This window comes from Acetobacterium wieringae, assembly GCF_023700225.1.
Lineage (GTDB): Bacteria > Bacillota > Clostridia > Eubacteriales > Eubacteriaceae > Acetobacterium > Acetobacterium wieringae.
In genome coordinates this window covers 2,473,356-2,499,339 of sequence record NZ_CP097897.1, presented here as the reverse complement: position 1 = coordinate 2,499,339, position 25,984 = coordinate 2,473,356, and the positions used below count along the sequence as shown (strand labels likewise).

General features: G+C 46.1%; 19 protein-coding genes and 1 riboswitch. Of the genes, 13 read left to right on the top strand and 6 right to left on the bottom strand.

The genetic code is table 11. The features are described 5' to 3' along the window. Positions 1 to 5 precede the first annotated feature (5 nt). The 13 genes from CHL1_RS12115 (at position 6) to CHL1_RS12055 (ending at position 17,778) form a co-directional block, all read left to right on the top strand. Positions 6 to 1,331: an Eco57I restriction-modification methylase domain-containing protein gene (locus tag CHL1_RS12115; protein ID WP_250933126.1), complete on the top strand. Its 1,326-nt coding sequence runs from the start codon at positions 6 to 8 to the stop codon at positions 1,329 to 1,331. A gap of 59 nt (positions 1,332 to 1,390) precedes the next feature. Beyond that, positions 1,391 to 2,719, top strand: coding sequence for a replication-associated recombination protein A (locus CHL1_RS12110; protein WP_250933124.1), 1,329 nt, complete (start codon positions 1,391 to 1,393; stop codon positions 2,717 to 2,719). Between the two features lie 25 nt (positions 2,720 to 2,744). Next, on the top strand, positions 2,745 to 5,699 hold the full coding sequence (locus tag CHL1_RS12105; RefSeq protein WP_242871649.1) for an insulinase family protein: 2,955 nt from the start codon (positions 2,745 to 2,747) through the stop codon (positions 5,697 to 5,699). 22 nt (positions 5,700 to 5,721) lie between these two features. Continuing rightward, positions 5,722 to 7,137 carry a D-alanyl-D-alanine carboxypeptidase family protein gene (locus tag CHL1_RS12100; protein ID WP_070372759.1) on the top strand — a complete coding sequence of 472 codons (1,416 nt, stop codon included), beginning with the start codon at positions 5,722 to 5,724 and terminating at the stop codon, positions 7,135 to 7,137. Positions 7,138 to 7,367: 230 nt separating this feature from the next. Continuing rightward, positions 7,368 to 8,381, top strand: coding sequence for an energy-coupling factor ABC transporter permease (locus CHL1_RS12095; RefSeq protein WP_250933122.1), 1,014 nt, complete (start codon positions 7,368 to 7,370; stop codon positions 8,379 to 8,381). Between the two features lie 116 nt (positions 8,382 to 8,497). Further along, positions 8,498 to 9,295 (top strand): cobalt ECF transporter T component CbiQ, encoded by a 798-nt coding sequence (gene cbiQ, locus CHL1_RS12090; protein WP_250933120.1) that lies wholly within the window; start codon positions 8,498 to 8,500, stop codon positions 9,293 to 9,295. 12 nt (positions 9,296 to 9,307) lie between these two features. Beyond that, on the top strand, positions 9,308 to 10,039 hold the full coding sequence (locus tag CHL1_RS12085) for an energy-coupling factor ABC transporter ATP-binding protein (protein ID WP_250933118.1): 732 nt from the start codon (positions 9,308 to 9,310) through the stop codon (positions 10,037 to 10,039). A gap of 169 nt (positions 10,040 to 10,208) precedes the next feature. Beyond that, positions 10,209 to 11,489, top strand: a complete 1,281-nt coding sequence (locus CHL1_RS12080) for a 5-bromo-4-chloroindolyl phosphate hydrolysis family protein (RefSeq protein ID WP_250933116.1) — start codon at positions 10,209 to 10,211, stop codon at positions 11,487 to 11,489. An 82-nt stretch (positions 11,490 to 11,571) separates the two neighbouring features. Next, on the top strand, positions 11,572 to 12,723 hold the full coding sequence (locus CHL1_RS12075; protein ID WP_228882974.1) for a toxic anion resistance protein: 1,152 nt from the start codon (positions 11,572 to 11,574) through the stop codon (positions 12,721 to 12,723). A gap of 369 nt (positions 12,724 to 13,092) precedes the next feature. Then, complete coding sequence (locus tag CHL1_RS12070; RefSeq protein WP_250933114.1) at positions 13,093 to 13,977, top strand: alpha/beta fold hydrolase; 885 nt, start codon at positions 13,093 to 13,095, stop codon at positions 13,975 to 13,977. 13 nt (positions 13,978 to 13,990) lie between these two features. Continuing rightward, positions 13,991 to 15,160 carry a glycerate kinase gene (locus CHL1_RS12065; RefSeq protein WP_250933113.1) on the top strand — a complete coding sequence of 390 codons (1,170 nt, stop codon included), beginning with the start codon at positions 13,991 to 13,993 and terminating at the stop codon, positions 15,158 to 15,160. After that, a complete protein-coding gene (locus CHL1_RS12060; protein WP_250933111.1) occupies positions 15,161 to 16,342 on the top strand; it encodes a CdaR family transcriptional regulator in 1,182 nt (393 codons plus the stop codon). A gap of 179 nt (positions 16,343 to 16,521) precedes the next feature. Next, complete coding sequence (locus tag CHL1_RS12055) at positions 16,522 to 17,778, top strand: HlyC/CorC family transporter (protein ID WP_228882981.1); 1,257 nt, start codon at positions 16,522 to 16,524, stop codon at positions 17,776 to 17,778. 62 nt (positions 17,779 to 17,840) lie between these two features. Here the strand turns inward: CHL1_RS12055 and CHL1_RS12050 are convergent, their stop codons facing one another. The 6 genes from CHL1_RS12050 to thiC form a co-directional block, all read right to left on the bottom strand. Continuing rightward, positions 17,841 to 19,325, bottom strand: a complete 1,485-nt coding sequence (locus tag CHL1_RS12050; RefSeq protein ID WP_250933109.1) for a B12-binding domain-containing radical SAM protein — start codon at positions 19,323 to 19,325, stop codon at positions 17,841 to 17,843. Further along, positions 19,322 to 20,650 (bottom strand): B12 lower ligand biosynthesis radical SAM protein BzaD, encoded by a 1,329-nt coding sequence (gene bzaD / locus CHL1_RS12045; protein WP_250933107.1) that lies wholly within the window; start codon positions 20,648 to 20,650, stop codon positions 19,322 to 19,324. The genes CHL1_RS12050 and bzaD overlap by 4 nt, the downstream gene beginning before the upstream one ends. A 25-nt stretch (positions 20,651 to 20,675) precedes the next feature. Next, a complete protein-coding gene (locus CHL1_RS12040; RefSeq protein ID WP_250933105.1) occupies positions 20,676 to 21,740 on the bottom strand; it encodes a class I SAM-dependent methyltransferase in 1,065 nt (354 codons plus the stop codon). Continuing rightward, positions 21,721 to 22,809, bottom strand: coding sequence for a nicotinate-nucleotide--dimethylbenzimidazole phosphoribosyltransferase (gene cobT, locus CHL1_RS12035; RefSeq protein WP_250933103.1), 1,089 nt, complete (start codon positions 22,807 to 22,809; stop codon positions 21,721 to 21,723). Before cobT ends, CHL1_RS12040 begins: the two co-directional genes overlap by 20 nt. A gap of 209 nt (positions 22,810 to 23,018) precedes the next feature. Beyond that, positions 23,019 to 24,305, bottom strand: a complete 1,287-nt coding sequence (gene bzaB / locus CHL1_RS12030) for a B12 lower ligand biosynthesis ThiC-like protein BzaB (protein WP_250933102.1) — start codon at positions 24,303 to 24,305, stop codon at positions 23,019 to 23,021. Next, positions 24,302 to 25,609 (bottom strand): phosphomethylpyrimidine synthase ThiC, encoded by a 1,308-nt coding sequence (gene thiC, locus CHL1_RS12025; RefSeq protein WP_250933100.1) that lies wholly within the window; start codon positions 25,607 to 25,609, stop codon positions 24,302 to 24,304. The genes bzaB and thiC overlap by 4 nt, the downstream gene beginning before the upstream one ends. Positions 25,610 to 25,702: 93 nt before the next feature. Further along, positions 25,703 to 25,884: riboswitch (cobalamin riboswitch) on the bottom strand. Positions 25,885 to 25,984 lie beyond the last annotated feature (100 nt).

Sequence of the window (25,984 nt, the reverse complement as noted above, 5' to 3'; positions counted from 1 at the left end):
TTGCCGTGCAGTCGGTCGATGTAGTCATCGGGAACCCGCCTTATGTCGGCCATAAAGAAATCCAGACGGATTATATGAAGCAGTTAAAAAACCGCTACGGTGAGGTGTATCGGGATAAGGGGGATCTTTCCTATTGCTTTATCTATCGGGGCTGGGAACTGCTAAAACCGGGGGGGCAGCTTATCCATATCACCTCCCGCTATTTTATCGAAGCTTTGTATGGAAAACCGTTACGGGCCTTTATCCGAAAAGCATTTGCAATTCAGGAAATCGTTGATTTCAACGGACTCCGGGTGATTGAGGGGGTTGGGGTTGATCCGGCCATTATCCGACTGCTTAAAACGAATCGGATTGATGATGCTCAAAGGATTCAGGTTAAACGGTTCTTTATTAAAAACCACAAACCGGAAAGCTATTCCAAACTGATCGAATCGCTCGTTCAAACCGATCAGTCAAGCGATTTTTATGAGTCCTTTGAACTTTCTCAGATTCAGCTGCATGACGATTCCTGGCGGCTCTATTCACCGCTGACCCGGAGAATCATCGAGAAGATTGAGACCAAAACACCCTTCACCCTGGATAATGTCGTCCACAGTTTTCAAGGCATTATCACCGGTAACGACAAGGCTTTTATCTTTGAAGCGACAGATCCGGTTCGTCTGGGCTTTGAATCGTGTTGGTTAAAACCGTGGATCAAGAATAAGGATGTGAAAGCGTTTGAAGTCGCCAAACCGCAAAAGCAAATCCTCTATACCAACCAGATCAGTGCGATTGACGAGCACCCTGAGCTAGTTGCACATCTTGAAGCATACCGGGAGAAACTCAAAAACCGCCGGGAATGCAAAAACGGCAAACTGGCCTGGTATAAACTGCAATGGGGACGGGATCCGGATCATTTTGAGAGGCGAAAGATCGTTTTTCCCTATAAGGCAACTCAAAACCGCTTTGCCATTGATGAAGCGCACGCTTATTTCAGCGCTGATGTTTATGGCTTGATTCTCAAACCACGGCTTTATCATCAGATCACCGAGGAATTTCTGGTGTTGCTGCTAAACAGCAAGCTCTATAATTACTACTTTAAGTCCTACGGGAAAAAACTGGGTGATAAGCTTTATGAGTACTATCCCAACACCCTGTTGCGACTGGGAATACCGGACATTAAAGATGAAACCATTAAGGTATTTAAAGATTCTTATGATAGAATCGTAGAATTAAAGAAAAGTGGCGACAATGTGGGATTGGGCAAGATTCTTGCTGATATAGACCAGTGGTTTTATGATTTTTTTGAGTTGAATCAGATCGAAATAGCAGCAATTGAAACAAACCGGTGATTGTGAACCGATCATTGGCTTTGCAGAATCCGAATAGAGTGCTATCGTGAAAGGACATTATGCAGGAAAGTTTTTTTAACCAGAATTATGAAGGCCAAATTGCCGATAATGCTCCCCTTGCGGTAAGAATGCGGCCCCAAACTCTGGCAGAATTTGTTGGCCAGCAGCATATCATTGGTCGGGGGAAGCTTTTGTATCGGCTGATTGAAGCGGATAAACTGTCATCAGTGGTGTTTTATGGACCGCCGGGTACCGGCAAAACCTCATTGGCAAAAATTATTGCCAACCGCACCAATGCGGTGTTTTATGAGCTCAATGCGGTGACCTCGGGAAAAAAAGAAATTACCGAGGTGCTGGAGAAGGCTAAGAATAACCTGGGGGTTTATAATAAAAAATCCATCCTCTTTATTGACGAGATCCATCGTTTTAATAAGGCGCAACAGGATGCTCTGTTACCCAGTGTCGAAAAAGGGTTAGTAACCCTGATTGGCGCCACCACCGAAAACCCCTATTTTGAAATCAACTCGCCACTGCTGTCCCGCTCGACTATTTTTGAGTTTTACAACCTGACCCCAGACGACATTCGTCAGGTGATCAAACGGGCCATTACTGATCGGGATCGGGGCTATGGTGTAATGAAAATAAACTGTGATCAGCAGGCCCTCGATCATTTTGCCGAGGTCGCTAACGGTGATGTCCGTCGGGCCTTGAATGCCCTGGAGCTGGGGATTCTGACGGTGGATAAAAATGCCGACGGGATTATTCATATCGATCTGGAAACGGCCCAGGAGTGTATCCAAAAGCGGGCGGTTCAATATGATAAAAATGGCGATAATCATTATGATACCATTTCGGCCTTTATCAAGAGTATCCGGGGTTCCGATCCTGATGCGGCGCTTTACTGGATGGCTAAAATGATTACCGCCGGGGAAGACCCCAAGTTTATTGCCCGGCGGATTGTCATTTCAGCCTCTGAAGACATTGGCAATGCCGAACCGCTGGCCTTACCGGTGGCGATGGTAGCCGCCGATGCGGTTCAGTTTATCGGGATGCCGGAAGCCCGGATTAATTTGGCCCAGGCGGTGGTTTTTCTGGCCTGTGCACCCAAAAGTAATGCTTCTTATCTGGCGGTGGATGCCGCCATTGAGGCGGTCAAGCATGTTTCAAATAGCCATGTTCCGGCGCACTTGCAGGATACCCACTATTCTGGCAGTAAAAATCTGGGTCGTGGCATGACGTATCAGTATCCCCACAATTATCCCGGCAACTATGTTAAACAGCAATACTTACCGGATGATTTGATCGGCACGCATTTTTATCAACCGACTGAAATGGGTCATGAACAAAAAATGAAAGAATACCTTCAGAAAAAGGGAATCATCGAATAAATTACGAACAGAAAAGGAGAGACATTTGAAAAAAGAATTGCAAGAACAACAAGAAAAAATGTTTAAACTGGAAGAAAATATTCATGGGTTTATCTTGAAAAAAGAAGAATTTGTGGATGAAATAGATGGCTTTGCCCGAACCTTTGTACATCAAAAAACCGGGGCCCAGTTAGTGTATATATCGGCTGATGATGACAATAAGGTTTTTTCAATCAGCTTCCGCACCCCCTCCACCAACAGTACCGGGGTGCCCCACATTCTTGAGCATTCGGTATTGTGCGGTTCAAAAAAATACCCGGTCAAGGAACCCTTTGTGGAATTGGCCAAAGGATCGCTAAACACCTTCCTCAATGCGATGACCTATCCGGATAAAACGATGTACCCGATTGCCAGCACCAACGCCAAAGATTTTATGAATCTGATGGATGTATATCTGGATGCGGTTTTTTATCCCAATATCTATCAAAATCCCTACACCTTCTTGCAGGAGGGCTGGCATTATCATATTGAAAATGCTGATGATCCGATCATCTACAATGGGGTGGTCTATAATGAAATGAAGGGTGCCTTCTCCAATCCCGAGGAATTGTTGCAAAATAAAATTTTTGAATCCCTTTATCCCCAGTCCTGCTACCGGTTTGAATCCGGCGGGGATCCGGATGTGATCCCGGAACTGACCTATGCGGATTTTCTGGGCTTCCATAAAAAATACTATCATCCCTCCAACAGCTATATTTATCTTTATGGCGATGGGGATGTCCGGGCGCACTTGAAATATTTAAATGACGAATATCTCAGTGCCTTTGATAAACAGCCAGTTGACAGTGAAATAGAGGCCCAGCCGATGCTCACACAGCGGACGGAAATGCGGGCGTCCTACGGGGTGTCCAAGGAAGAAACGCTGGAAAATAAAGACTATCTGGCCCTTTCTGTGGTGCTGGGTGATAAATTATCCTATGAGGAGGCCCTGGCTTTTGATATTCTTGCCCATATCTTATTAAATAATAATTCATCACCGCTCAAAGAGGCTCTGCTGGATCTTAAAATTGCTGAAGATGTCAGCTATCATTACAGCAGTTCCCTAAGACAGCCCTATTTTTCAATTGTCCTCAAAAACACAGAGGAGAAACATAAGGATCTGTTTGTTAATACGGTGGAATCAGTGCTCAACAAGCTGGCTGCTGATGGCCTCGATCCCCGTAGCGTTGAAGCGGGCATTAATATCCATGAATTTTCCCATATCGAAGGCGAGTACGGTTCTTATCCCAAAGGTCTGATTTATGGGATTGAGATGATGGATGACTGGCTCTATGGTGACGATCCGATTGCCTACCTTAAATACAAAGCAGCCTTTAAAAAATTCAAGGACTGTTGGAAAGACGGCTACTTTGAAAAACTTCTTAAACGGATGTTGATCGACAATAGCCATCAAACCCTGGTGACGATTGTGCCGGACAATACTTTGCAGGAAAAAGCCGACCAGGCATTAGCGGAAAAACTGGCATCTTTTAAAGCGGCTTTGACCCCGGAAGAACTCCAGGATCTGATTGATGAAACCCAGACTCTCATCGAAAAGCAAAATGAAGAGGATAAGCCGGAGGATCTCGAAAAAATTCCCAAACTGTCGCTGGCCGATATCAATCGTACGGGTCGGAGTTATCCCCTGGAAGTTCAGGAGGCGCTGGAAACCAGGCTGCTGTTCCATCCTGGATTTACTGGCGGAATTTCCTATTTAAAACTCTATTTTGATTACAGTGATCTGCCGCAGGAAGATTTGAAATATTTATCGTTGATGTGCAAGCTGCTGGGTAGTCTCAGTACCGAAAGCATGGATTTTAGACGATTGAGTCAGGAAATTGAAATTCACACCGGTGGCCTGTCCTTTGGGATTGAGTCCTATGACGACGTCCACCATTTTGGGGATTTCACCTCCCACTGTTACGTTAAGGGAAAAGCGGTGATGGAGAATATCCCGACTTTAGTCAAAATCATGACCGACGTAATTACTAAGACACTTTTTACGGAAAAGAACCTGATTCACGATATGATCCGGGAAATTAAGACCCATAAGGAGACCCAGTTTTTAACCGCTGGCCATGTCGTCGGGGTACAACGGCTGCAGTCTTATTATTCTCAGTCAGCCAGGCTGTTCGAAGAATTTGGTGGAATTGAGTTTTATCGCTTTATTGCCGATCTGGAAGCCAACTTTGATGAGCAGTTTGAAGTCTTAACCGAAAAGCTCACCAGCATCGCCAGCTTGGTGTTTACCAACAGAAAACCAATTATCAGTATTACCGGTACCGAAGAAATCCGGGATCGGACTGTGACTGCCTTGAGTCCTTACATCATGGGGTTGGCGCCAAATAAAGCGGCTAAAAATGCCTTTGCTTTTGAAACTGATATTGCCAATGAAGGTTTCTTAACGGCGGCAAAGATTCAATACGTTTCCCAGGGTTATAATATTCGGGCTTTAGGCTACGAGTACGCCGGTTCCCAACTGGTTTTAAAGGGGTTACTGTCAATGGACTATCTCTGGAACCGGGTTCGGGTTCAGGGTGGCGCCTATGGTGCTTTTATGAGTATTGGTCGTGGTGGCGACCTGTACTTTGGTTCTTACCGTGATCCCAAACTCAAGAAGACCTTTGAAGCGTATCAAGGGGTGGTTGATTATATTAATAATCTGGAACTATCCCAGCGTGAACTGGAAAAGTACATCATTGGCACGATCAGCAGCAAAGATGTTCCGCTCAGCGCTTCGGTGAAAGGCGAGATTGCGGATAATTTTTATTTTAGTGGCGTTACTGCCGCAGATCTGCAAAAAGAACGGGATGAAATTTTAGAAACCACCGTGGCACAACTAAAAAGTCATGGTGACATGATTGCAGCGGTGCTTGCGAAAAATGCCATTTGTGTTTTAGGCAGTGAAGAAGCCATCAATGAAGAAAAAGAATTGTTCAAAGTAACCCGCTATATCAAATAGCTGCTCTGAGGGGAGAGGGGAAATGAAAAGAAAAATAGGACTATTGTTGATACTTAGCCTGGTCTTTGGCACGTCTGGAGTGTTGGCGGCGGGCTTGCCAGCCTATGGTGCTGATGAAGGTGTGATCATTTATGAAGTGAATAGCGGTGATGTTCTTTTTGCCCAAAAGCAGAATGAAAAATTCTATCCGGCCAGTACCACCAAATTGATGACGGCACTGGTAGCCATCGAACACGGTGATCTCAATGAGAATTTTACGGTGGGCGATGAAATTGCAAGTCTGGATGCCGACAGCAGCACGGCTGGTCTTGAAGCCGAAGAGGTGTTATCACTCAACGAATTGCTCTATGCCCTGTTGTTGCCGTCCGGAAACGATGCAGCGGAAACCATTGCGGTGAACATTGGCCAAAAAATTGCTGGCGACAGCTCGATCAGTTCGGATAAAGCCTATGAAACTTTTGTGGCAGCGATGAATAAAAAAGCTAAGGATATGGGGATGACCGGCAGCAATTTCACTAACCCCCATGGACTCCATAGCAGCAATCACTATACCACCCCGGCAGATATGCTGATCCTTGCTAAAGCGGCCTTTGAGGAGACCACCATCAAAGCGATCACCCGGGCCAAGGTTCATGAGGTTCAGACCAATAAGACGAAGCACAAGTGGAATAACTCCAACCTTTTATTATATTCCAACTTCAATGAACTGTCCGAGGAATATCGGGTGGCTAATAATCTCTCGGGAACGAATCCGGTCTTTAATGGCTATGCCACCAGCGGAAAAACGGGTTTCACCGAAGAAGCAAATAAATGCCTGGTTTTTGAGGGTGAAGGCAATGATAAGAATATGATCGGCATTATTTTATATGCGGATGAGACGGTGCTTTTTAAAGAAGCCAGCGATACCATTAATGCTGTAGTCAAAGAATATGAGTTGTTGGAATGGTCCGATCCGGAAGATGAAGAACGGGTCGTTCAGGTGGTTAATTATCATGTCTTTGATGGCAATAAGCTAAAGTACAAGACCAACGACCCGCTGATTACGGCGGTTCCTCAGGCCAATCAGGATAGCTACACGTCCAAGGTGAAATGGGATGAAACCAAAGTCATTGGTGACGAAACCCTGGCAAACCTCGAAGCCGATGTGAAAGCGGGAGAACAGATTGGGGAATTACAGGTTTATAATGGCGAAACCTTTGTAGAGGCTACCCCGGTATATGCGGTGAATGATATGAAGGCCCGTAACTGGACTGATTATCCGATCCTTTACTGGTATGTAACCATCATTGTGATCTTGATGCTGCTGGCGATAATGCGAATTATGTTTGTTCAGTTTATGCGCAAAAACAATATTAAATATAAAAAAATCAAAATCAAGGGAAAACAAAATTCTTCCGGGAGCAGATCTTCTGGTCAGTCACCGAAGCGAAGACGGTAGTCTATGAATAAATAATGGAGTCTGTCAGCAAAACAACAGACTCCAGCATTTTTACTTGACATGTATAGACAAGTGGTTTATAATTTAGATAGTATTTAAAGCATTGAAGTGCAGAATACGAATCAATTTTAAGATACGAAAATGATGCCATGAAGGTATTTCCAGAGTTGAAACTTGGGAGGTGTTCTTCGTGTTTTTTGTGTTAAGTTAAATTTTGAGGAGGTTTTATTATGCACATGGCAGATGCTTTAGTTTCTCCGGCAGTCGGAGGAATCATGCTTGCGGCGAGCGCCGGAGCAATCGCTTATTCGGCGTATAAATGTAAAGACGATTTAGATGAAAAGAAGATCCCGTTAATGGGGGTTATGGGAGCCGTTATTTTTGCCGGACAGATGATTAATTTCACCATTCCGGGAACTGGTTCCAGCGGACATATAGGTGGGGGGATTTTGCTGGCGGCGTTGTTGGGACCATTTCCAGCATTTCTTACGCTGACAGCAGTATTACTCATTCAGGCCTTATTCTTTGCTGATGGGGGTCTGTTGGCCTTGGGGGCAAATATCTGGAATCTTGGTTTCTATGCCTGCCTGCTGGTTTACCCCTTTGTCTTTAAACCGATTGTAAAAAAAGGCTTGACACCGACCCGGATATCAGTCGCATCGGTGGTATCGGTTATTTTAGCATTGACTCTGGGCGCTGTTTCAGTGGTCATCCAGACTCTGGCTTCCGGCATTACTGAGTTGCCGATGGCAACTTTTATGGGGATGATGATTCCAATTCATCTGGCGATTGGTCTGGTTGAAGGGATTGTTACTGGTGGAATTTTGGTCTTTATCTACAAGATGAGACCAGAACTACTGGAATCGTCCATGGATAATAAAAAATTACCGAAAAATTTGTCAATTCAAAAAGTACTGGGCTTTTTACTGGTATTTGCCATTGTTGTTGGTGGTGGTTTGTCGTTGCTGGCGTCATCCAATCCGGATGGTTTGGAATGGTCAATGGAAAATGTAGCGGGTACCGCCGAGCTGGAAGCCTCGGGTAGTGCCTATGATAGTGCTGCTGGGATTCAGGAAAGCACGGCTTTCTTGCCGGATTATGGATTCAAGTCAACAGATGGTGAAGGCTCAGCCGCTGGAACCAGCGTTTCTGGTATCATTGGCGCCGGAATTACCCTGATATTGGCAGGAGGAACGGGTTATCTGATTTATGCCATCAAACGCCGAAAAGAAAAAACAGTATAGTTGTTTTAATACTAATTGAAATGAAAATCTTTATATGGTACTATTAACAATAGTTTGCTTAATAACCTCTGTTTAGTGACAGAGGTTATTTAATATTTAAGTGAAAGGTTGTCCCAATGTCAACAATTACCGATTCCATGAATACAATCAGTTCCCTTGAGGAAATGGCCGAAGGCAACACCATCATTCATCGCCTCCATCCAATGGTCAAACTGATCACCACGATGCTTTATCTGGTGTTGGTGATTTCATTTAACCCCTATAATATTACTGGACTGATGGTCTTTGCCTTCTATCCGGTGATTTTAATGGCACTGGCTGAAATTCCCTATAAACCCTTGCTGAAACGGCTTTTAGTAGCACTGCCCTTTTCTTTTTTTGCGGGTTTATCCAACATCATTTTTAATCAGCAGTTGGCTCTGATGATTGGGCCGATGCCAATCAGTTATGGTCTACTCTCCTTTATTTCGATTATGGTTAAAACGATTTTTACGGTCATGGCGGTGATGATCCTGATTGCCACGACCTCACTACCCAAAATATCCTATCAACTCTTATCCATTAAGGTGCCTAAAATTATTGTGGAGCAGATCATGCTGACCTATCGTTATATATCGGTTTTGCTGGAACAGGTCTCAAATATGTATACCGCCTATATTTTAAGAGCTCCGGCCGCTAAGGGGATTAAAATGAAGGATATGGGTGTCTTTGTCGGGCAGTTGTTGCTAAAGAGTTTTGATCGAGCCGAGAGCATCTATGTCGCCATGAAATGTAGGGGTTACGATGGTAATTATCTATACGCCAAACCCAACCCGATTCAAAAGGGCGATTGGCTCTTTCTGGTTTTAGCTTCGGGGATTTTGTGTTTGATGCGATTTTTTGATTTGAGCCTGTTTATCGGCAGTTTTTTATAATGAGGAGTTCCAATGCTAAAAATTGATAAATTAAACTATGCCTATCCCGATGGTCATCAGGCAATCCGGGATATCAATCTTACAATTGAAGAGGGTGAGAGTATCGCCTTGGTGGGAGCCAACGGTGCCGGTAAATCCAGCTTGTTCAAACTGATTGTCGGTGTTTCCGAGATTAAAGAGGGCTCAATAATGGTTGATGAACTTGCCGTTGGAAAAAAGACCCTGAAGGATATCCGCCGCCGGGTCGGGATGGTTTTTCAAAATCCTGATGATCAATTGTTTATGACCAAGGTATATGATGACATTGCATTTGGCCCACGCAATGAATTACTGGATGAGCATGTGGTCGAAGAGAGGGTGGTCAGTGCCATGGAACAACTGGGCATCATTCACCTCCGGGATCGGATGCCCCATCGCTTATCAGGCGGTGAAAAACGGGTCATTGCCATTGCTTCTGTGCTGGCTATGGAGCCCCGAGTGATTTTATTTGATGAACCGACCTCTTTTCTCGATCCCCAGGCCAGACGAAACGTTATTAATACCCTGGATTCCTTGAAGATGACTAAAATTATTGCTACCCATGATCTGGATATGGCTCTTGATATCTGTGACCGGGTAATCATTTTACACCATGGCAGTGTGTTTGCCGATGGCAGTGTCAAAGACATCTTGTTGGATGAGGCGCTCTTATCCCAATGTCACCTTGAGTTACCCCTGTGTATGCAAAAACCACGGATTCGATAAATGGATGATTCCGGGAAAGAAAAGCTTGATGCGGTCAAGCTTTTTTTAGATTTCAGAGCTAGGGCAAAAAGTTTATAAACTTACTAAAGAATAGCACCGGGAAATGGTTTCTTAATTGAATTTTTAAATTTAATACGATATAATTAATGCAATGTTTGGGAGGTCAAGGATGGCAAAAAAAGATTATTCGAATATTGGTAATGATATTAAAGATATTGTTCAGAATGCTTTGAATTCGGAGGAGTTTAAAGAACTGAATAAAAACATTACTGCAACTGTCGCCCGGGCCATGGATGAGGTCAAACGTAGTGGCGAGTATTGGCAGGAACAACAACGTCAGCAGCGGGAAAATAATCAGAAAGCCAAACGGCAGGCAGCTAATGGCAGAAGAAATCGGAAAAAAATAAACAAGCCGCAGCCACCGGAAATGGTTGCCAGAAACACGGTTCAAAATACCTATAGTCCGGTTAAAAAACAGCCCAATAACCTGATTTCAAAGTCACCGCACGGTCGGATTTCTGGCATGTTATTGATGGTCTTTGGAAATATCGGCATTGGGGTGTCACTGTTGTTGCTGTTGGTATTTTCATCAGTATTTGGCTTTGCGTTTACCAGTATGCCACTGATGGGAATCAGTGCCGGGATTCTGTTGCCAATTTTTACGGTCAGTGCACTGATGTCGGCCAAGGGCTCAAACCTGCGGGGGCGTGTGAAACGCTTTCGCCAGTATGCCAGCCGCTTGAGAGGTCGCGAATTCTGTAAGATCAGTGATTTGTCTGATCCGATTGGTCGCAGTAAGAAATATGTGGTCAAGGATCTGCGCAAAATGATCAGTCTGGGAATGTTTCCCCAGGGACGATTTGATGAAGAAGAAGAATATTTGCTGATCAGCGATGAAGCCTATCAGAACCATTTAAAGCTTAAAGAAGGAAAAAAACTTCAGGAAGAAAAAGCGCGCATGGAACAGGTAGCACTGGATCAGAAAAGAAAGCTGGAAACTGAAAACCCGGAAATGAAGGCAGTTCATGAGGTAATTGCCGAGGGACAGGACACCATCCGGCAGATCAATGAGGCAAATATAGCCATTGAAGGCGAAATCATTTCTCAGAAACTGGATCGGTTGGAAAAAGTGATCACCAAGATTTTTGAATTTATTGAAGAGAATCCTGATGGTTTACCGGAAATCCGCAAATTTATGGGCTATTATCTGCCAACTACCCTTAAGCTGGTTTCGGTTTATCGAGATCTGGATGCGGAACCGATTCAAGGGGCCAATATTCAGGCCACCAAAAAAGAAATCGAAGATACCCTGGATACCATCAGTCATGCCTTTGAAAACCTGCTCGACAGTTTTTATGAGGATACCGCCATGGATGTCTCTACTGATATCTCGGTACTCAACACCATGCTGGCCCAGGAAGGGCTGACAAACAGAGAATTCAAAAAATAATCGCATCAGTTAAGAAATGATGAGTTTCGATAAAGTAACTATTAAAGATGACTAACCCAAAATTATAACGAGGAGAATTGCAATGGAAGATAGTATGAACGATTATTCCCAGGTAACCCCGACCCTGACCTTTGACCCATTTGAGGAAGAGAAAGCCGTAACGACCAATATCCATCAGGAACTAAAGGGGGAACGGGAAGTATTTGACGAAAGCCGACTGACCCCGGAAGAGCGAAAAATGGTCGACGATTTTGCCAGTAAAATCGACCTCACCAATTCCAGTCTAGTGATGCAGTTTGGGGTTGGGGCCCAGAAAAAAATCGCTGATTTCTCCGAAACGGCCCTGAATAATGTCCGCACCAAAGACATGGGTGAAGTGGGCAAAATGCTCGGCGATATGGTCATGGAATTACGAAACTTTGATATCGAGGAGGAAGACAAAGGCTTTTTAGGCTTTTTCAAAAAAAGCAGCAATAAGCTCAGCTCCATGCAGACCCGGTATGCCTCCGCTGAAAGTAACGTTAACCGGATCTGTGAAGCCCTCGAAAAACATCAGGTGCAACTGTTAAAAGACGTGGCGATGCTGGATAAGCTTTATGATGTCAACAAAACCTATTTCAAAGAGTTATCAATGTATATTTTGGCCGGGAAAAAGAAACTTCAGGAAGTCGAAACCAAAGAATTACCGGAGCTGATTAAGCGGTCTCAGATCAGCGGACTGCCGGAAGATGCACAGGCGGTGAATGATTTGTCAGCGATGTGCAACCGCTTTGAGAAAAAAATTCATGATCTGGAACTGACGCGGATGATCTCGATTCAAATGGCTCCGCAGATCCGACTGGTACAGCATAATGATACCCTGATGGCTGAAAAAATTCAATCGTCCATTGTGAACACCATTCCACTCTGGAAAAGCCAGATGGTGCTGGCCCTGGGGGTGGTCCATTCCGGCCAGGCAGCTAAAGCCCAGCGGGAAGTCACCAATATGACCAATGAATTATTGAGAAAGAATGCGGAAACTTTAAAGATGGAATCCATTGCCACTGCCAAAGAATCGGAACGGGGCATTGTTGATATCGAAACCCTGCGTATTTCTAACGAGTCGTTGATTTCAACCTTTGACGAGGTGTTACGTATCCAGACTGAGGGACGCCAGAAACGAAAAGAAGTGGAAGCTGAGCTGGAAAAACTGGAAAATGATTTAAAAGTTAAAATGCTGGAAATTAGAAAATAAATAAGAAATATATTAAAAAGACAATCAGTGCTAAAGACTGGTTGTTTTTTTTAGTAAGCATCATTCAGCTGATCATTGCTTACTGATTGCTAATCGGCCAGAGGCTTAAGAAGATGACACTATATTCGATTAAAAAATTAATAATTGTATAATTGTCCAATGGATAGGTAATTAGTTGGCTTTAATACCATTGATAACTGTTAGAGATTGGGTATAATTATAATCAATAGTATTTTGCTAAGCGCATCAAGCGGGAATCTTCGTAGCTCGATCTTGGTTGAGCCGATATTTTCTGAAATGGCGTAAATCAACAAGGTTTAACAAACTGGCGTAGCGGGCAAGGTATTTATCAATTATAGGAGGAAAGCTATGGCAACTTTTTTTACCAATGATCATGTTGAATTGTATTATGAGGTAAAGGGTACAGGAAGCCCCTTACTGATGATTCCCGGATGGACGTGTACAACCCAGTTTTTTAAAAAGAACAGCGATGTTCTGGCCAAAGATTTTCAGGTTATTTTACTAGATTTCCGGGGACATGGCGAATCGGAAAAGGTCTTACACAGTCACCGGATCTCCCGCTATGCCATGGATGTCAAGGAATTACTGGATCAACTCGATGTAAAGGATGTCACCGTGTTGGGGTGGTCCATGGGGGTTGCAGTGCTGTGGAGCTATCTGGAATTATTTGGTAACCATCGGGTGAGCAAACTGATTTGTGTTGACCAGGCACCACTTCAGTATACCGGGCCAGATTGGGTTTGGGGACAGAATGGTTGTTATGATGTGGAAATGTTTATCCGAACCTGCTGTGCCATCGAATATGCACCGCGCGAAAGTGCAGAAGGCTTGGCTTTTGGCTGTCTCTACCATCAACCGACACCAGAAGAAGTAAAATTTATAGCCGACGAAATATCAAAATGCCCACCGAAGGTGCGAATTGAGATTATGCGGGATCATACCAACTTAGACTGGCGGGATTTGTTGCCATTGATCAATCTCCCCACTCTGGTGTGTGTAGCCCGACACAGTGCAGTCTTTGACTGGCAGGGCAGTGCCTATGTTGCTGAGCAGATTCCCGAAGCACAACTGGTGTTTTTGAAGATTCCGGTCATATGCTTTTCTGGGAAGAAGCCGAAAAATTCAATCAAGTCGTTGCCAATTTTATCAAAGCCTAAAAAAATAGTGTCAACAATAGCATGGGTTGTTGCTTTACCCATGCTATTGTTTTTAAGACTCAAGAAAACGAATTGAAAGGAGAACCCAAATGAAAATCGTGATTGCTCCGGACTCCTTCAAAGGATCTTTATCAGCTACTGCAGTTTGTGACATTGTCGAAGGTGCGATTCTAAAAATTATGCCAACCGCTGAGATTGTGAAGATACCCATTTCTGATGGGGGAGAGGGGCTGGTGGAGGTACTGGTCAGGCACCAATCCGGTGAAAGGATCACAATAAAAGCAAAAGACCCCTTAGCCAGAGAAATAACCGCGGCCTACGGGATTCTCCGCGGCGGGGTGGCAGTAATTGAAATGTCGGCCGCTTCTGGTTTGCCACTACTTACTGATGACGAGCGTAATCCGTTGAAAACAAGTACCTATGGCACCGGAGAAATGATTGCCGATGCCATTAAGCGGGGCTGTCGCAAGATCATTCTGGGTTTAGGGGGCAGTGCCACTAACGACGGCGGATTGGGTGTTGCCAGTGCTTTGGGGGTATGTTTTTATGATCAGGAGATGGAACGGCTAGAACCAATTGGTGAAAATTTATGTCGGGTGAAAACAGTCGATACCAGTAAGGCCGAGATCTTATTAAAGGGAGTGGAGATTACCGTTGCCTGCGATGTAGAAAATGTCCTTTGCGGCCATCTGGGAGCAGCGGCAGTTTATGGACCCCAAAAAGGTGCCAACCCGGATATGGTGACTTTTCTGGATCGGGGACTCGAAGCTTTTGGTCAGTTGCTGGAGATGAAAACGGGGATGAAGCTGATCCAATTAAAAGGGATCGGTGCGGCCGGTGGGATGGCCTTACCTTTGGTGGCTTTCTTCAATGCGCAGCTAAAATCTGGTCTCGAGATTGTATTGGATGAAATTGGTTTTGATTCTGCAATTTGCGGGGCAGATATGATTATTACCGGTGAAGGGAAAACCGATGCGCAGAGTGTGATGGGCAAGGTAATTTCTGGGGTCGGAAAACACGGAAAAAACCAGAATATCCCAGTTGTGGTGATCTCCGGCGCCTTGGATGTGGGCTATGAAACCATCTATCAGTGTGGCGTGGTGGCGGCTTTTGCCCTCTTTAGCAATGATCGGGGGCTGGCATGGCACATGGAAAATGCGGCTGAATTATTGGAGCAACGCATTTGCGAACTTTTTCGTTTTCTGGCGATTATCTGTATGATCCCACAAAATTCAAGTCAGAAAAAAAGGAGTGGATAGATGCTGGATAAAAAAATAGCGCAAAAAATAGCCGATGAGGTGATGAACACCCTGGGTTATAACATCAATGTTATGAATAAGAATGCCATTATTATTGGGAGCGGTTTACCGGAGCGACTGGGCACCTTTCACGAAACTGCGATGTTTGCCATCCGTCATTCCGTTACGTGTGAAGTCACCGAAGAGGAGGCCAAAAAACTTCAGGGTGTAAAGCCAGGGATCAATATGCCGATTGTGGATAAAGCTGGTGATGTCATCGGGGTAGTGGGAATAACCGGCGATCCGGATGAGGTACGCAACATTGGCAAATTGGTGAAAATGACCGCCGAACTGATCATTGAACAGCAGGAAACGATGAACCGCTTCTATACTCACCGTAACGACAAGGAAATATTTTTAAATACCTTAATCAGCGAGCAGCGAACCATCAGTGAAGAAGAAATAACGGATTGGGGCGAGCGCATCGGTTATAATATGGAAAGCAATCGGGTGGCGGTCATTCTGAGTTTTACTGCGGATTATCAAAATTCGGAAGAAAGTATGCTTGAAAAAATCCTTAACCAGATTAAGCAGTCAGACAGTCATCTAAAAAATGACATCTCATCAGTGATGTCCGGTGGTTTTATTTTAGTGTTTAAATGCCTTAAAAAAACCGAACCATGGGAAATCGAAAAAACCATCAAAAGATATTTGGATGCTTCAATCAGTAGCGAAGATGCCAAAAATATGCAGTGTTTTGTGGGGAGCTATTACCTGGGGATTGAGGGTTATGTGAAATCTTATGCCGATGCCTATGGAATGTATCGCAGTGGTGTCTATAAAAGAGATCAGCATGTTTATTTTTCACATCAGCACTATTTCTGGCGGCTCTATAATCAATTGGACAAGGAAACTTACGCGTTGGCGGTGGAACCTTATATAAAAAAAATACAGAAATATTTCGGAAAAGGTACAGATGAAGCGATGTTGACCATGCGCAAAATAATTGAACATCACTTTCATTTTGATTTAGTGGCTGGGGATTTGTTTATCCATAAAAATACGGTTATTTTTAGAAAAAAGAAAATGGAGGAGTGCCTGGGATTTCCGATCAAATGTGGCAGTGATGACAATCTTTTATTTATGATCATTCTTAATCATTATGAAAAATTAAAAAAAATTAAAGATCAGCCAATCAGGTAAAATTTTGCAGATATTATGGAATTGTAACTAAAAATATGATATTATAGTGACAAATAATATTTGAAAGAGGAATAAAATTGGACGACGTACCGTTATATGAGACAAAAACGAAAACTCAATGTATAAAGCCAGTCACAGTGATGACTGATGGATCTGTTTACTGGGAGGAATCTTAGTCAATGGATAACAGTGTGATAGGTTTTATAATTGTTCTGGGGGTGATGTTGCTGATGTCGGCATATTTTTCGGCGACAGAAACGGCATTTACATCCCTTAATCGTATTCGCATTAAGAATCTGGCAAAGGATGGTAATAAGCGCGCAGCACAAGTACTGGCGCTTTCTGATCGCTATGATGCGTTATTGTCAACGATTCTGATTGGTAATAACATCGTTAATATCGCCTCGGCTTCGATTGCCACAGTGGTGTTTGTTCAGTATTTTGGCAATGCTGGCGTAACCATTTCTACTGCAGTGATGACGGTGCTGGTGCTGATTTTCGGCGAAATTTCGCCCAAAAGTCTGGCCAAAGATTCACCGGAAAAATTTGCAATGTTTTCAGTCCCCTTTATCCGATTGCTGATGTTTCTTTTAACACCGGTCAATTTTCTTTTTTCACAGTGGAAGAGGATGCTGGATCGATTGTTTAAGGTCAGCAGTGAACGCAGTATGACTGAAGAAGAACTGCTGACAATTGTCGAGGAAGCTGAAAATGATGGTGGCATCGATCTCCAGGATGGGGAACTGATCCGTAGTGCCATCGAATTTAATGACCTGGATGTGGATGACATCCTGACCCATCGGGTCGATGTCGTAGCGATTGATATGGATAACCCCAAGGAAGATATTGCCAAAATCTTTTTTGATACCGGCTTCTCCCGGTTGCCGGTTTATCAGGGCACCATTGATCAGATAATCGGTTTTATCAGTTATAAAGACTTTACCCATTACGTAGCCAATGGCAAAAGCAGTTTGGAGGAAATTATCAATCCGGTGGTTTTTATTACCCCAAACATGAAGATTTCCAAGCTATTAACCCTACTTCAACAGAAAAAATGCCATATTGCAGTGGTGTCCGATGAATACGGCGGAACCGCTGGGATTGTTACCCTGGAAGATGTCATTGAGGAACTGGTGGGGGAAATCTGGGACGAACACGATGAGGTCATTGATGAATTTGTAAAAATTTCAGATCATGAGTACCGGATTCTAGGTAAAGCCAATCTGGGAAAAATGTTCGATCTGTTTGATATGGATGACGATTTTGATGTGATTACCGTCGGGGGTTGGATTGTTGAATTTCTCGATCGGGTTCCGGAGGTTGGTGAAAGTTTTGAGTTTGAAAATTTGGGCTTTACCATCACCCAGGCGGACGAACGGCATGTGATCGAAATTGTTGCAGTCAAACATGAGATTGTTGATGCTGAAGAAAAATAACCTTGTACAAAAATAAGAAAAATACGTCTGACAGACTAAAAGCTGTCAGGCGTATTTTCATGTCAGGCCATAATACCGTCAACCGTACCAATAAAGGTGTCCACATAGGTGTTGCGCTGATCAGCGCTGATTTGTTGATGCTTCAGCAGGCAAAGATAATCGTCAAAGGTTTGGATCAGCAGTTGATTGACCAGTCGGTATTTTTCGAGGATCACCGGGTCTTTCTTAACGCTCAATTCCCAGGTATCCTTCATATAAGAAAAGATATGATTGGTCATGTCCCGCATCATCCCGGCCAGCATTGCGACCCGGGGGTTTTGATAATCGGTATCTGCTTCATATGTGGAGTGCGGTGAAATATTGAGTCGCCCTTGCTCTTGCAGGGCTTTATAGGATGCGCTACCCTGCAGAATAATCATGTGATGATAGAGGACATTGACGCTAATTTCCAGTTTATCTAAAAGAGCGTTCCGTTTTAAAAAGTCGTAATTGACTTTCAGATCTTCCAGGGTCGAATCAGGCTCAAACATAATAAAACCGACGCTGGGTTCGATTCCGTATTGCCGCAGTATTCGCAGGGCATTCTCATTATCGGCCACCGTGGTCAGCTTATTAAGTCGTTTAAGAGCTTCATCCCGACCACTTTCTAATCCGATGAGGATGTGCTTAAGACCGGCGTCCACCAAAGATTCGATGGTTTCCTCTTCGATATCGTCGGCTCGGGCTTCAATGCCAAAGTGGATCTGGCGTTCTTTTAAGAGACGGGCCAGTTTCAGGACCCGCTCTTTACCGGCATGACCGGGGCCGTAAAAGTTGGGATCCATAAAATAAAAGTAACGAATATCGGTTTCTTTAAGCACCGCATCGATTTCAGCGATGATATTTTCCGGACTGCGACCCCGCCACTTTCGTTTGGAATCGCCGTAGTAAGGGTTTATATAACAGAAGGTACAGCCGCCGTAACAGCCGCGACTACCGGAGATATTGACCTCACCAAACGAATAGGAACCCTTGCTGCGCAGCGGAAAGGGCAATGAATCCACATCCATAACGACCTCACCGCGGGTCGCGACAATGCTGTTATCAGTGCGCTTGGCAATTCCCGCATCAGGGACGGTCGGAAATTCTTCAACAAGTTTTAAAAAAGTCAGCTCGGTCTCGCCCAACAGAGCGGCATCAATGGCGGGGCAGCGGTTCAAGATTTCCTCATAGGCAAAGGTGGGGTAAAATCCATAAACACAGACATAGGCAATCCCGTAGCTTTGTTTGACGTGTTCGATAAATTGATACAGGGTCTGATTGTCCTTCCAGTGATACACCAGATGAATCCCTAAAATCGTCGGCGGTTGGGCCGCAATTTGTGCTTCAATGGCCGGATAATCCAGCTGTTCCAGATAAGCGTCCACAATGGTTATTGGAATGTTGTTGGCAGCCAGCATGCCACCGATGTAGCCGGTGTTAAGACAGGCGGACAGGGGGGCATTGGCGATATCGTTACAGCGATCAGCGCTGATGGAACGGGGATGCTCGAGTAGAATGACGTTCATGAGGTGACCTCCTGCCACATAAAGATATTTTTTTTAGTGTGATAGATTTCCAGTTCATACCGAGCCCGGTCGTAGGGCGCCGGGTTATAGTAAGTCGGGTAGAGCAGATCGGTTTCAGGGGTGATCACGCCATGCTCCAGCGCCTGTTGTTCGACCCTGGTGCCCGGTAAAATCCGGATATTATTAAGGACGATCGTGCCCAGGGTTTTGGAAGCGTGATGGATTTTATAAATCGCATCAATAAGTTCCTTGGCTTCTTGCTGGGTGGCGGCGGTATCCCCGGGCGTATTGACCAGAAAGTGATAAACGGTAACCGCGCCGCTGGCCGCCAGAACCTGAGCGGTGTCGAGGATATCCTGGACCTTCATATTTTTATCCAGCGCATCCAGTGCAGTCTGGCTGAGGCCATCGGGGGACAGTGAAAAACATTCACAGCCGGATTGGGTATAGAGCGCAACGTTTTCCTCGGTTAACAGGTTCTCCCGGAAAAAGCCGCTCCAGTTGATCGGGAGACCCCGCCGGATAATTTCGGCACAGATCGAATCGAGATGATCAACAGGAATATTAACCACCGAATCGGTGAAGTGAATTCGGGTGACACCGTAGGTTTCATAAAGAAACTCAATTTCATCCACCACCGCTGCGGGCGTGCGGCAGCGCATTTTTGTTCCCTGCAGCAGCGGATAGGAACAATAGCCGCAGCAAAAACAGCAGCCCCGTTTGGTTTCCACGCCGATACTTTCGACATATTTGTTGACGGTGAGGTAGGGTCGGGGGTCCAGCAGATCGCGGTTGGGCATCACATAGTCCCGCATGTCATAATCACCAACTGGCGGGACAATGATCACCGCTTCCTTTTCTCGATAGCAAAGCCCGGGTAGCCGGGGCGGATTGTTAAGGTTATTAAGTAACGGGACGATGATGTTCTCGGCCTCACCAGTGACTCCGAAATCAATTTCCGGGTAGTCCTGCATCAGCCGTTCCGGGAACAACGAAAAACCAGTACCGCCAGCTAAGATTCTGGTATTGGGTGCGTAGCGTTTAATCACCGCCAGGGTTACGGCAAAGCCGGGAATCAGCGATGAGGTTTTATTGCCAAGAGGATCGATGTTACGCAGCGAGAGACAGACCACATCCGGCTTATCGCTATCCAGCTGCTGTCGCAGATCCCCATAGGGATCGAGGGCCATGTTCATGTCAAAAAGCGTTAGTGTGTGATCGGTGCAGCGTTCAACCTGGGAGGCTAAAACGACGATTCCAATCGGATAAACCCGCTCGATATCGATGCCCTCCATTGAAAGGGCCTGGATGAAAAGAATTTTCATGGTTTCTCCTTGGTTTGATTAGCAGTTAATTGGTATCTTGTTTAAAACAAAGGCGATCCAGTGACGACTGGGATCGGGCGGCAAAGATCAGGGCCGTGTCAGTAGTTAGCGGTAGCAATGGTGAGGTGACTAAATCGTGCTTTTCCAGTTCAGCGATCACCCAGGCTCCGGAAAAAACCTTGCCGTTGTAGGTGTTTAAAAACATGTTGATATCGCTCAGATGAGCTTTGACGGGGTGATGTTCATTAAAAAAATCATGAATCAGGATGATGCCGTCATCGCTCAAATGGCTGGCCGCAGTTTTTAAGACCTGTTCATTTTCCGCTTCGGCGTAGGCATGAACAATATTTGAAAGAATAATCAGTTGATATTTTTGAGTTAGCTCCCATTCTGGCTCAAGAATATTGGCGGGATGATAGCAAACCCGATCAGAAAAAGTGGTGGCCTCAACAAGTTTATGGGTCTGGGGCAGCATCTGCTCAATATCTAACAGGGTTGCTTCGGTGTCCGGGAAAGCCTCCAAAAAGGCCAGCGCCATGGCCCCGGAGCCGGTCCCGATATCGAGAATAGTACCACAAAGTTCTCTAAAAAAGGCGGTGCAATCCCGGGCTTTAAGTTTGGCGACATTGTCCATAGCCCGGATATAGTTGGCCCGGCGCCGGTTCAGTTCAGCCTCGCTGATATCTTCCGGTAAAAAATTAACCCGACCGCCAGCAGACAGCGAGGCTTTGAGGGTATTCCAGTCATCGCGCAGGTTTTTTCGCCACAGAATTGAGTCACCCTGATAAAGAGGGCTATCTTTCAGTAGATATTCTTTGGTAATCAATTGGTTATAGTAAATGTTCTGGTGTTGTCCCAGCAAGCCAAGGCTTTTTAAAAGTGCCAGGTATCGTTTAAGGGCGCTTTCGTTGGCGCCAAGTTTGGGGGCGAGCTCAGCGAGACTGGCACCCCGGATTCCGAAATCATCGATGGTCTGAAAAAGATCCATCTCCAGCGCCGTAAACAGGGCATCGGAAACCCAGTAGGCCGTGGCCAGGTCTTCCAGATACTGACCGCCGTTGGTCTTAGGATCATATCCCTTCATGACCATTGGTTACTCCGGCATCGGCAAAGGTTAAGACGTCACAGATGACCCGGGCCGAGGATTCGACTAGGTGCATGGCTACCGCCGCTCCGGTGCCTTCACCCAGGCGGAAATTAAGGTTAAGCAGCGGTCTGAGCCCCAGGGCCTGCCACATCAGCTGATGACCCGGTTCTTCACTCTGATGGGAGGGGATCATGTAATCCAGCGCCTGGGGGCAAAGCGCCTTGGCAATCAGCGCACCGGCGGTGGAAATAAAGCCGTCCACCAGGACTGGTACCTGTTTGAAGGCGGCACCCAGAATCACTCCGGCAATCCCAGCGATCTCGAAGCCGCCGACTTTGGCGAGGACATCGATGGGGTCGGTTTTGTCGGGCTGATGGCGGTTAATCGATTCCCGGATCACTTTGATCTTATTAATCAGAGCGGCGTTATCAATCCCGGTGCCTCGGCCAGTGACGGATGAAACCGGATACTCGGCCATGACGGCCAGGATTGCAGCGCTGGGTGTGGTGTTGCCGATACCCATATCGCCGGTGGCCAAAAGGTTAATCCCCTGCTCTTCAATGACCTGAGCAGCCACGTTGATTCCGGCTTCCAGAGCAGCAATGGCTTGCTCCCGGGTCATTGCCGGTTCGTAGTAAAAATTCTTGGTGCCACGAGCGATTTTGCAGTCGATAATCGCACCTTGCTTAACCAGCTCGGGCATATCCACGGCGACGCCCATGTCGACAACAATCACTTCAGCCCCGGAGGCCTTCGCCAGAATGTTAATGCCAGCACCGCCTTTGACAAAGTTTTGTACCATCTGTGGGGTAACCTCCTGGGGAAAGGCGGAAACGCCTTCAGCCACAACGCCGTGATCTCCGGCCATGGTGATGACCATTTTTTTATCAACGTTGGGGCGGATGGTGCGCTGAATCCCGGCCAGTTGTTCAGCTACGACCAGTAGCTGACCGAGACTCCAGGGTGGAATGGCCAATTGTTCAATATGATCCCGGGCCGCCTGCCGCCACTTGGGATCAGCTGGTTCGGTGTTATCGATGACGTGTTTTAAGGTATATTTGGTTTCGATCATGGTACTTATCCCTTCTCTATGGTATTAATTATAATGCACAGCGTTTCGGGAGGTCACGGACCTCCCCTACGGTCTGATGATTTAGATCGGGTGCTGTTTTTTTGGTGCACAAACAATCCGATAAACAATAACGAGACATCTATTTTAGCAAGGTAGTGATTGGTCAGTTCGGGGCGAACCGTGTTCGCCCGCATCACTTAAGCTATCATTTATGCCAGTCCAAAAAACTCAGCGGCCACATCGGCTGGACATTTGCTGTCGGTACAGACGGCACAGCCGTGGGATGGCGTCTGGGCCGCCAGGGCAGCAATCAGATTGGCCTGGTTAATGGCGTTTTTAACCTGTTCCTCCTGATTGCGGGCAACCCGGGCCCGGGACATCGCCAGATCGCGGTTCCAGGCGGCTTTACCACGTTTTAAGACATTAGCGGCATTAGCAGCGATCCGGGTGGTTTCGACACCGATACGGACATCGTCTTCATTGGGCAGACCCAGATGTTCGGCTGGAGTCAGATAACAAAGGAAGTCGGCCCCATGCATACCAGCAAAGGCTCCACCGATGGCACCGGATATATTATCATAACCGGGAGCAACATCAGTTGCTAGGAAGCCCAAAATATAATAGGGCACCTCAAAGCAAAGTCGTTTTTGCAGCAACATGGCTGAGGGTATATGGTTTAGGGGCACATGGCCGGGACCTTCCACCATCACCTGAACGCCAGCTGCCAGGGCCCGTTTGGTTAGTTCGCCAGCAACCATCAAGCCACGTAGGTGGGCTTGATCGAGGGAGTCGGCGTTGGCGCCGGGTCGGATGGCATCGCCGATGCTTAAAACTGTATCGGTGGCTTTAAGAATTTCCAGCAACCGGTCAAACTGTTCATAGAGGGGGTTTTCTTTATCATTATGGAACATCCAGCCGGTCAGCAGCGAGCCGCCCCGACTGCAGATATCGGCTACCCGACCGGTTTTTTTCAATATTTTGAGAAGATCCATATTTAAGGCCGAGTGCACAGCCATAAAATCCATCCCGGCCTGGCACTGTTTTTCCACCACTTCAAACAAGTCGTCGGCGGTCATATTGACCATCAAGCCCCGTTTATCAGCCGCTTCTTCTTGGCACGCCTGATACACCGGCACACAGCCAGCGGCGATATTGGAATTACTTAAACTCAAGGTCCGCATCGTATCGATATCGGCACCCATACTTAAATCCATAAAGCCATGGGCACCGGCGGCTTCAATGATTTTGAGCTTTTTGACTTCCATTTCCATGTCATCGCGGTCACCGGAGGTGCCCATCAGACCGTTAACTTTGACGTCCAGTCCGCCGCCGATGCCGCAGATTTTAGAACGGTTGCGCAATTTATTTTTAGGAATGACAATCCGGCCAGCGGCTACTCCCGCCCGGATAAATTCCGGGGTGAAGCCTTCGCTAATCGCCACCATTTCCATTTCTTCGGTAATTTTACCCGCCCGCGCTTTTAACATTTGGGTCATCGTTCGTTCCTCACTTCCTGGTTTTCGTCTCGTAAATACTTGCCGACAATTTTCATGGCACAGAAGTCGCCGCACATGCTGCACTCGGAGGCGAAGTTGGTGCTGCGATCTTTCCAGACTTTTGTGGCAGTTTCGGTATCGATGGCCAGTTCCATCTGTCGGCCCCAGTTGAGTTCCCGCCGGGCGTGGGACATTTCCAGATCCCAGGCAATCGCCGCCGGATGACCTTTGCCGACATCACCGGCATGGGCGGCAATGCGGCTGGCCATCACGCCCAGATAGACATCTTCGGCACTGGGCATACCGATGTGTTCGGCCGGGGTCACATAGCAGAGAAAGTCCGCGCCATAATAGGCGGCAATCGCTCCGCCAATGGCACCAGTGACATGATCCATCCCGGCCCCGGAATCAGTGGGCAGACAACCAAAGACAAAGTAGGGTGCACCACCGCATAATTGTTTTTGTAATTGGACAGTCGTTTGAATCTGATCCAGGGGAACATGACCTGGTCCTTTAACCATCACCTGAACGCCAGCCGCCCAGGCCTTTTTAACCAGGCCGCCGAGGATCACCAATTCATGAACCTGAGCGCCATCCAGCGAATCAGCGATACAGCCGGGACGCATGCCGTCGGCAAAACTCAGGACGACATCATATTTTTTGCAGATTTCCAGAACCCGGTCGTATTGGGTATAAAAAGGATTTTCACACTGGTTATGCACCATCCAGCCGATCAGGTGGGAGCCCCCATAACTGACCAGTGGATCAATCCGGCCTTCATCTTTAGCACGATTGATGACATCCGTGGTGGTGCCGCAGTGCAGGGCTAAAAAGCTGACACCATCAGCGGCATGTTTTTCCATCATCGCAAACATGTCGTCGGCGGTCATATCTAAAGCGGTACCATATTTTTCCTGAGCCATGGCCAGGGTTTGATACAGGGGCAGGGTACCGACTGGCCGATCCACTGTAGCTAAGACTTTTTCACGCATTGCATCGATTGGGCCCCGGACACTTAAGTCCATCAGGGTATCGGCCTTGGCCTTAACGGCCTGGTCAATTTTAGCCATTTCACCGGCGATGGTGTCGTCAACTTCATACATCCCGACGCTGGCTGAGACCTTGGTAAACAGTCCTTTACCGACAGCCACCGGGTTGATATTGGGGCGGGCGCTTTTAAGAATGACGATTTCACCAGTGGCCACTCCCTGACGAATCAGCTCGGGATCGAGCCCTTCTTTTTCAGCTACATAAATCATTTCGGCGGTGATTTCACCCGCCCGTGCTTTTTCCAGAATTGTCATTGTTTCCTCCTGAATGATTGTTGGTATTTTAGCAAATAAAAAAGTCCACAGCAGTTATTATAAAAATAACCGCCATGAACTTTACCTTCGTTCATTCAGGATCGAGTATAGGCAGGTCTCCTGACTTGGGGTTTTAGCGCTACGCCACACCTTCCCATTAAAAAACAGTGGTCTTTGTGGTTTGCTCCGCCCTTACAGTGATGGGTTCGTTCAGGACTCTCACCTGATTCCCTATTCTCCTTATTGCTAAGGCACCATATGCTCGCTTTTCGATTTACTTGTTTTTGATTATACAACCTAAAAAATAAATGTGCAAGAAAAAAATTAAAAAAATGATTTGGACAGTTGAGATAAAAAAAGAATCAAACTATGTTA

Excerpts from the sequence above, each read along its gene's own strand:
- CHL1_RS12110 (WP_250933124.1), top strand. The coding sequence starts at position 1,391 with ATGCAGGAAAGTTTTTTTAACCAGAATTATGAAGGCCAAATTGCCGAT.
- CHL1_RS12100 (WP_070372759.1), top strand. The coding sequence starts at position 5,722 with ATGAAAAGAAAAATAGGACTATTGTTGATACTTAGCCTGGTCTTTGGC.
- CHL1_RS12095 (WP_250933122.1), top strand. The coding sequence starts at position 7,368 with ATGCACATGGCAGATGCTTTAGTTTCTCCGGCAGTCGGAGGAATCATG.
- cbiQ (WP_250933120.1), top strand. The coding sequence starts at position 8,498 with ATGTCAACAATTACCGATTCCATGAATACAATCAGTTCCCTTGAGGAA.
- CHL1_RS12085 (WP_250933118.1), top strand. The coding sequence starts at position 9,308 with ATGCTAAAAATTGATAAATTAAACTATGCCTATCCCGATGGTCATCAG.
- CHL1_RS12080 (WP_250933116.1), top strand. The coding sequence starts at position 10,209 with ATGGCAAAAAAAGATTATTCGAATATTGGTAATGATATTAAAGATATT.
- CHL1_RS12075 (WP_228882974.1), top strand. The coding sequence starts at position 11,572 with ATGGAAGATAGTATGAACGATTATTCCCAGGTAACCCCGACCCTGACC.
- CHL1_RS12070 (WP_250933114.1), top strand. The coding sequence starts at position 13,093 with ATGGCAACTTTTTTTACCAATGATCATGTTGAATTGTATTATGAGGTA.
- CHL1_RS12065 (WP_250933113.1), top strand. The coding sequence starts at position 13,991 with ATGAAAATCGTGATTGCTCCGGACTCCTTCAAAGGATCTTTATCAGCT.
- CHL1_RS12060 (WP_250933111.1), top strand. The coding sequence starts at position 15,161 with ATGCTGGATAAAAAAATAGCGCAAAAAATAGCCGATGAGGTGATGAAC.
- CHL1_RS12055 (WP_228882981.1), top strand. The coding sequence starts at position 16,522 with ATGGATAACAGTGTGATAGGTTTTATAATTGTTCTGGGGGTGATGTTG.
- CHL1_RS12050 (WP_250933109.1), bottom strand. The coding sequence starts at position 19,325 with ATGAACGTCATTCTACTCGAGCATCCCCGTTCCATCAGCGCTGATCGC.
- bzaD (WP_250933107.1), bottom strand. The coding sequence starts at position 20,650 with ATGAAAATTCTTTTCATCCAGGCCCTTTCAATGGAGGGCATCGATATC.
- CHL1_RS12040 (WP_250933105.1), bottom strand. The coding sequence starts at position 21,740 with ATGGTCATGAAGGGATATGATCCTAAGACCAACGGCGGTCAGTATCTG.
- cobT (WP_250933103.1), bottom strand. The coding sequence starts at position 22,809 with ATGATCGAAACCAAATATACCTTAAAACACGTCATCGATAACACCGAA.
- bzaB (WP_250933102.1), bottom strand. The coding sequence starts at position 24,305 with ATGACCCAAATGTTAAAAGCGCGGGCGGGTAAAATTACCGAAGAAATG.
- thiC (WP_250933100.1), bottom strand. The coding sequence starts at position 25,609 with ATGACAATTCTGGAAAAAGCACGGGCGGGTGAAATCACCGCCGAAATG.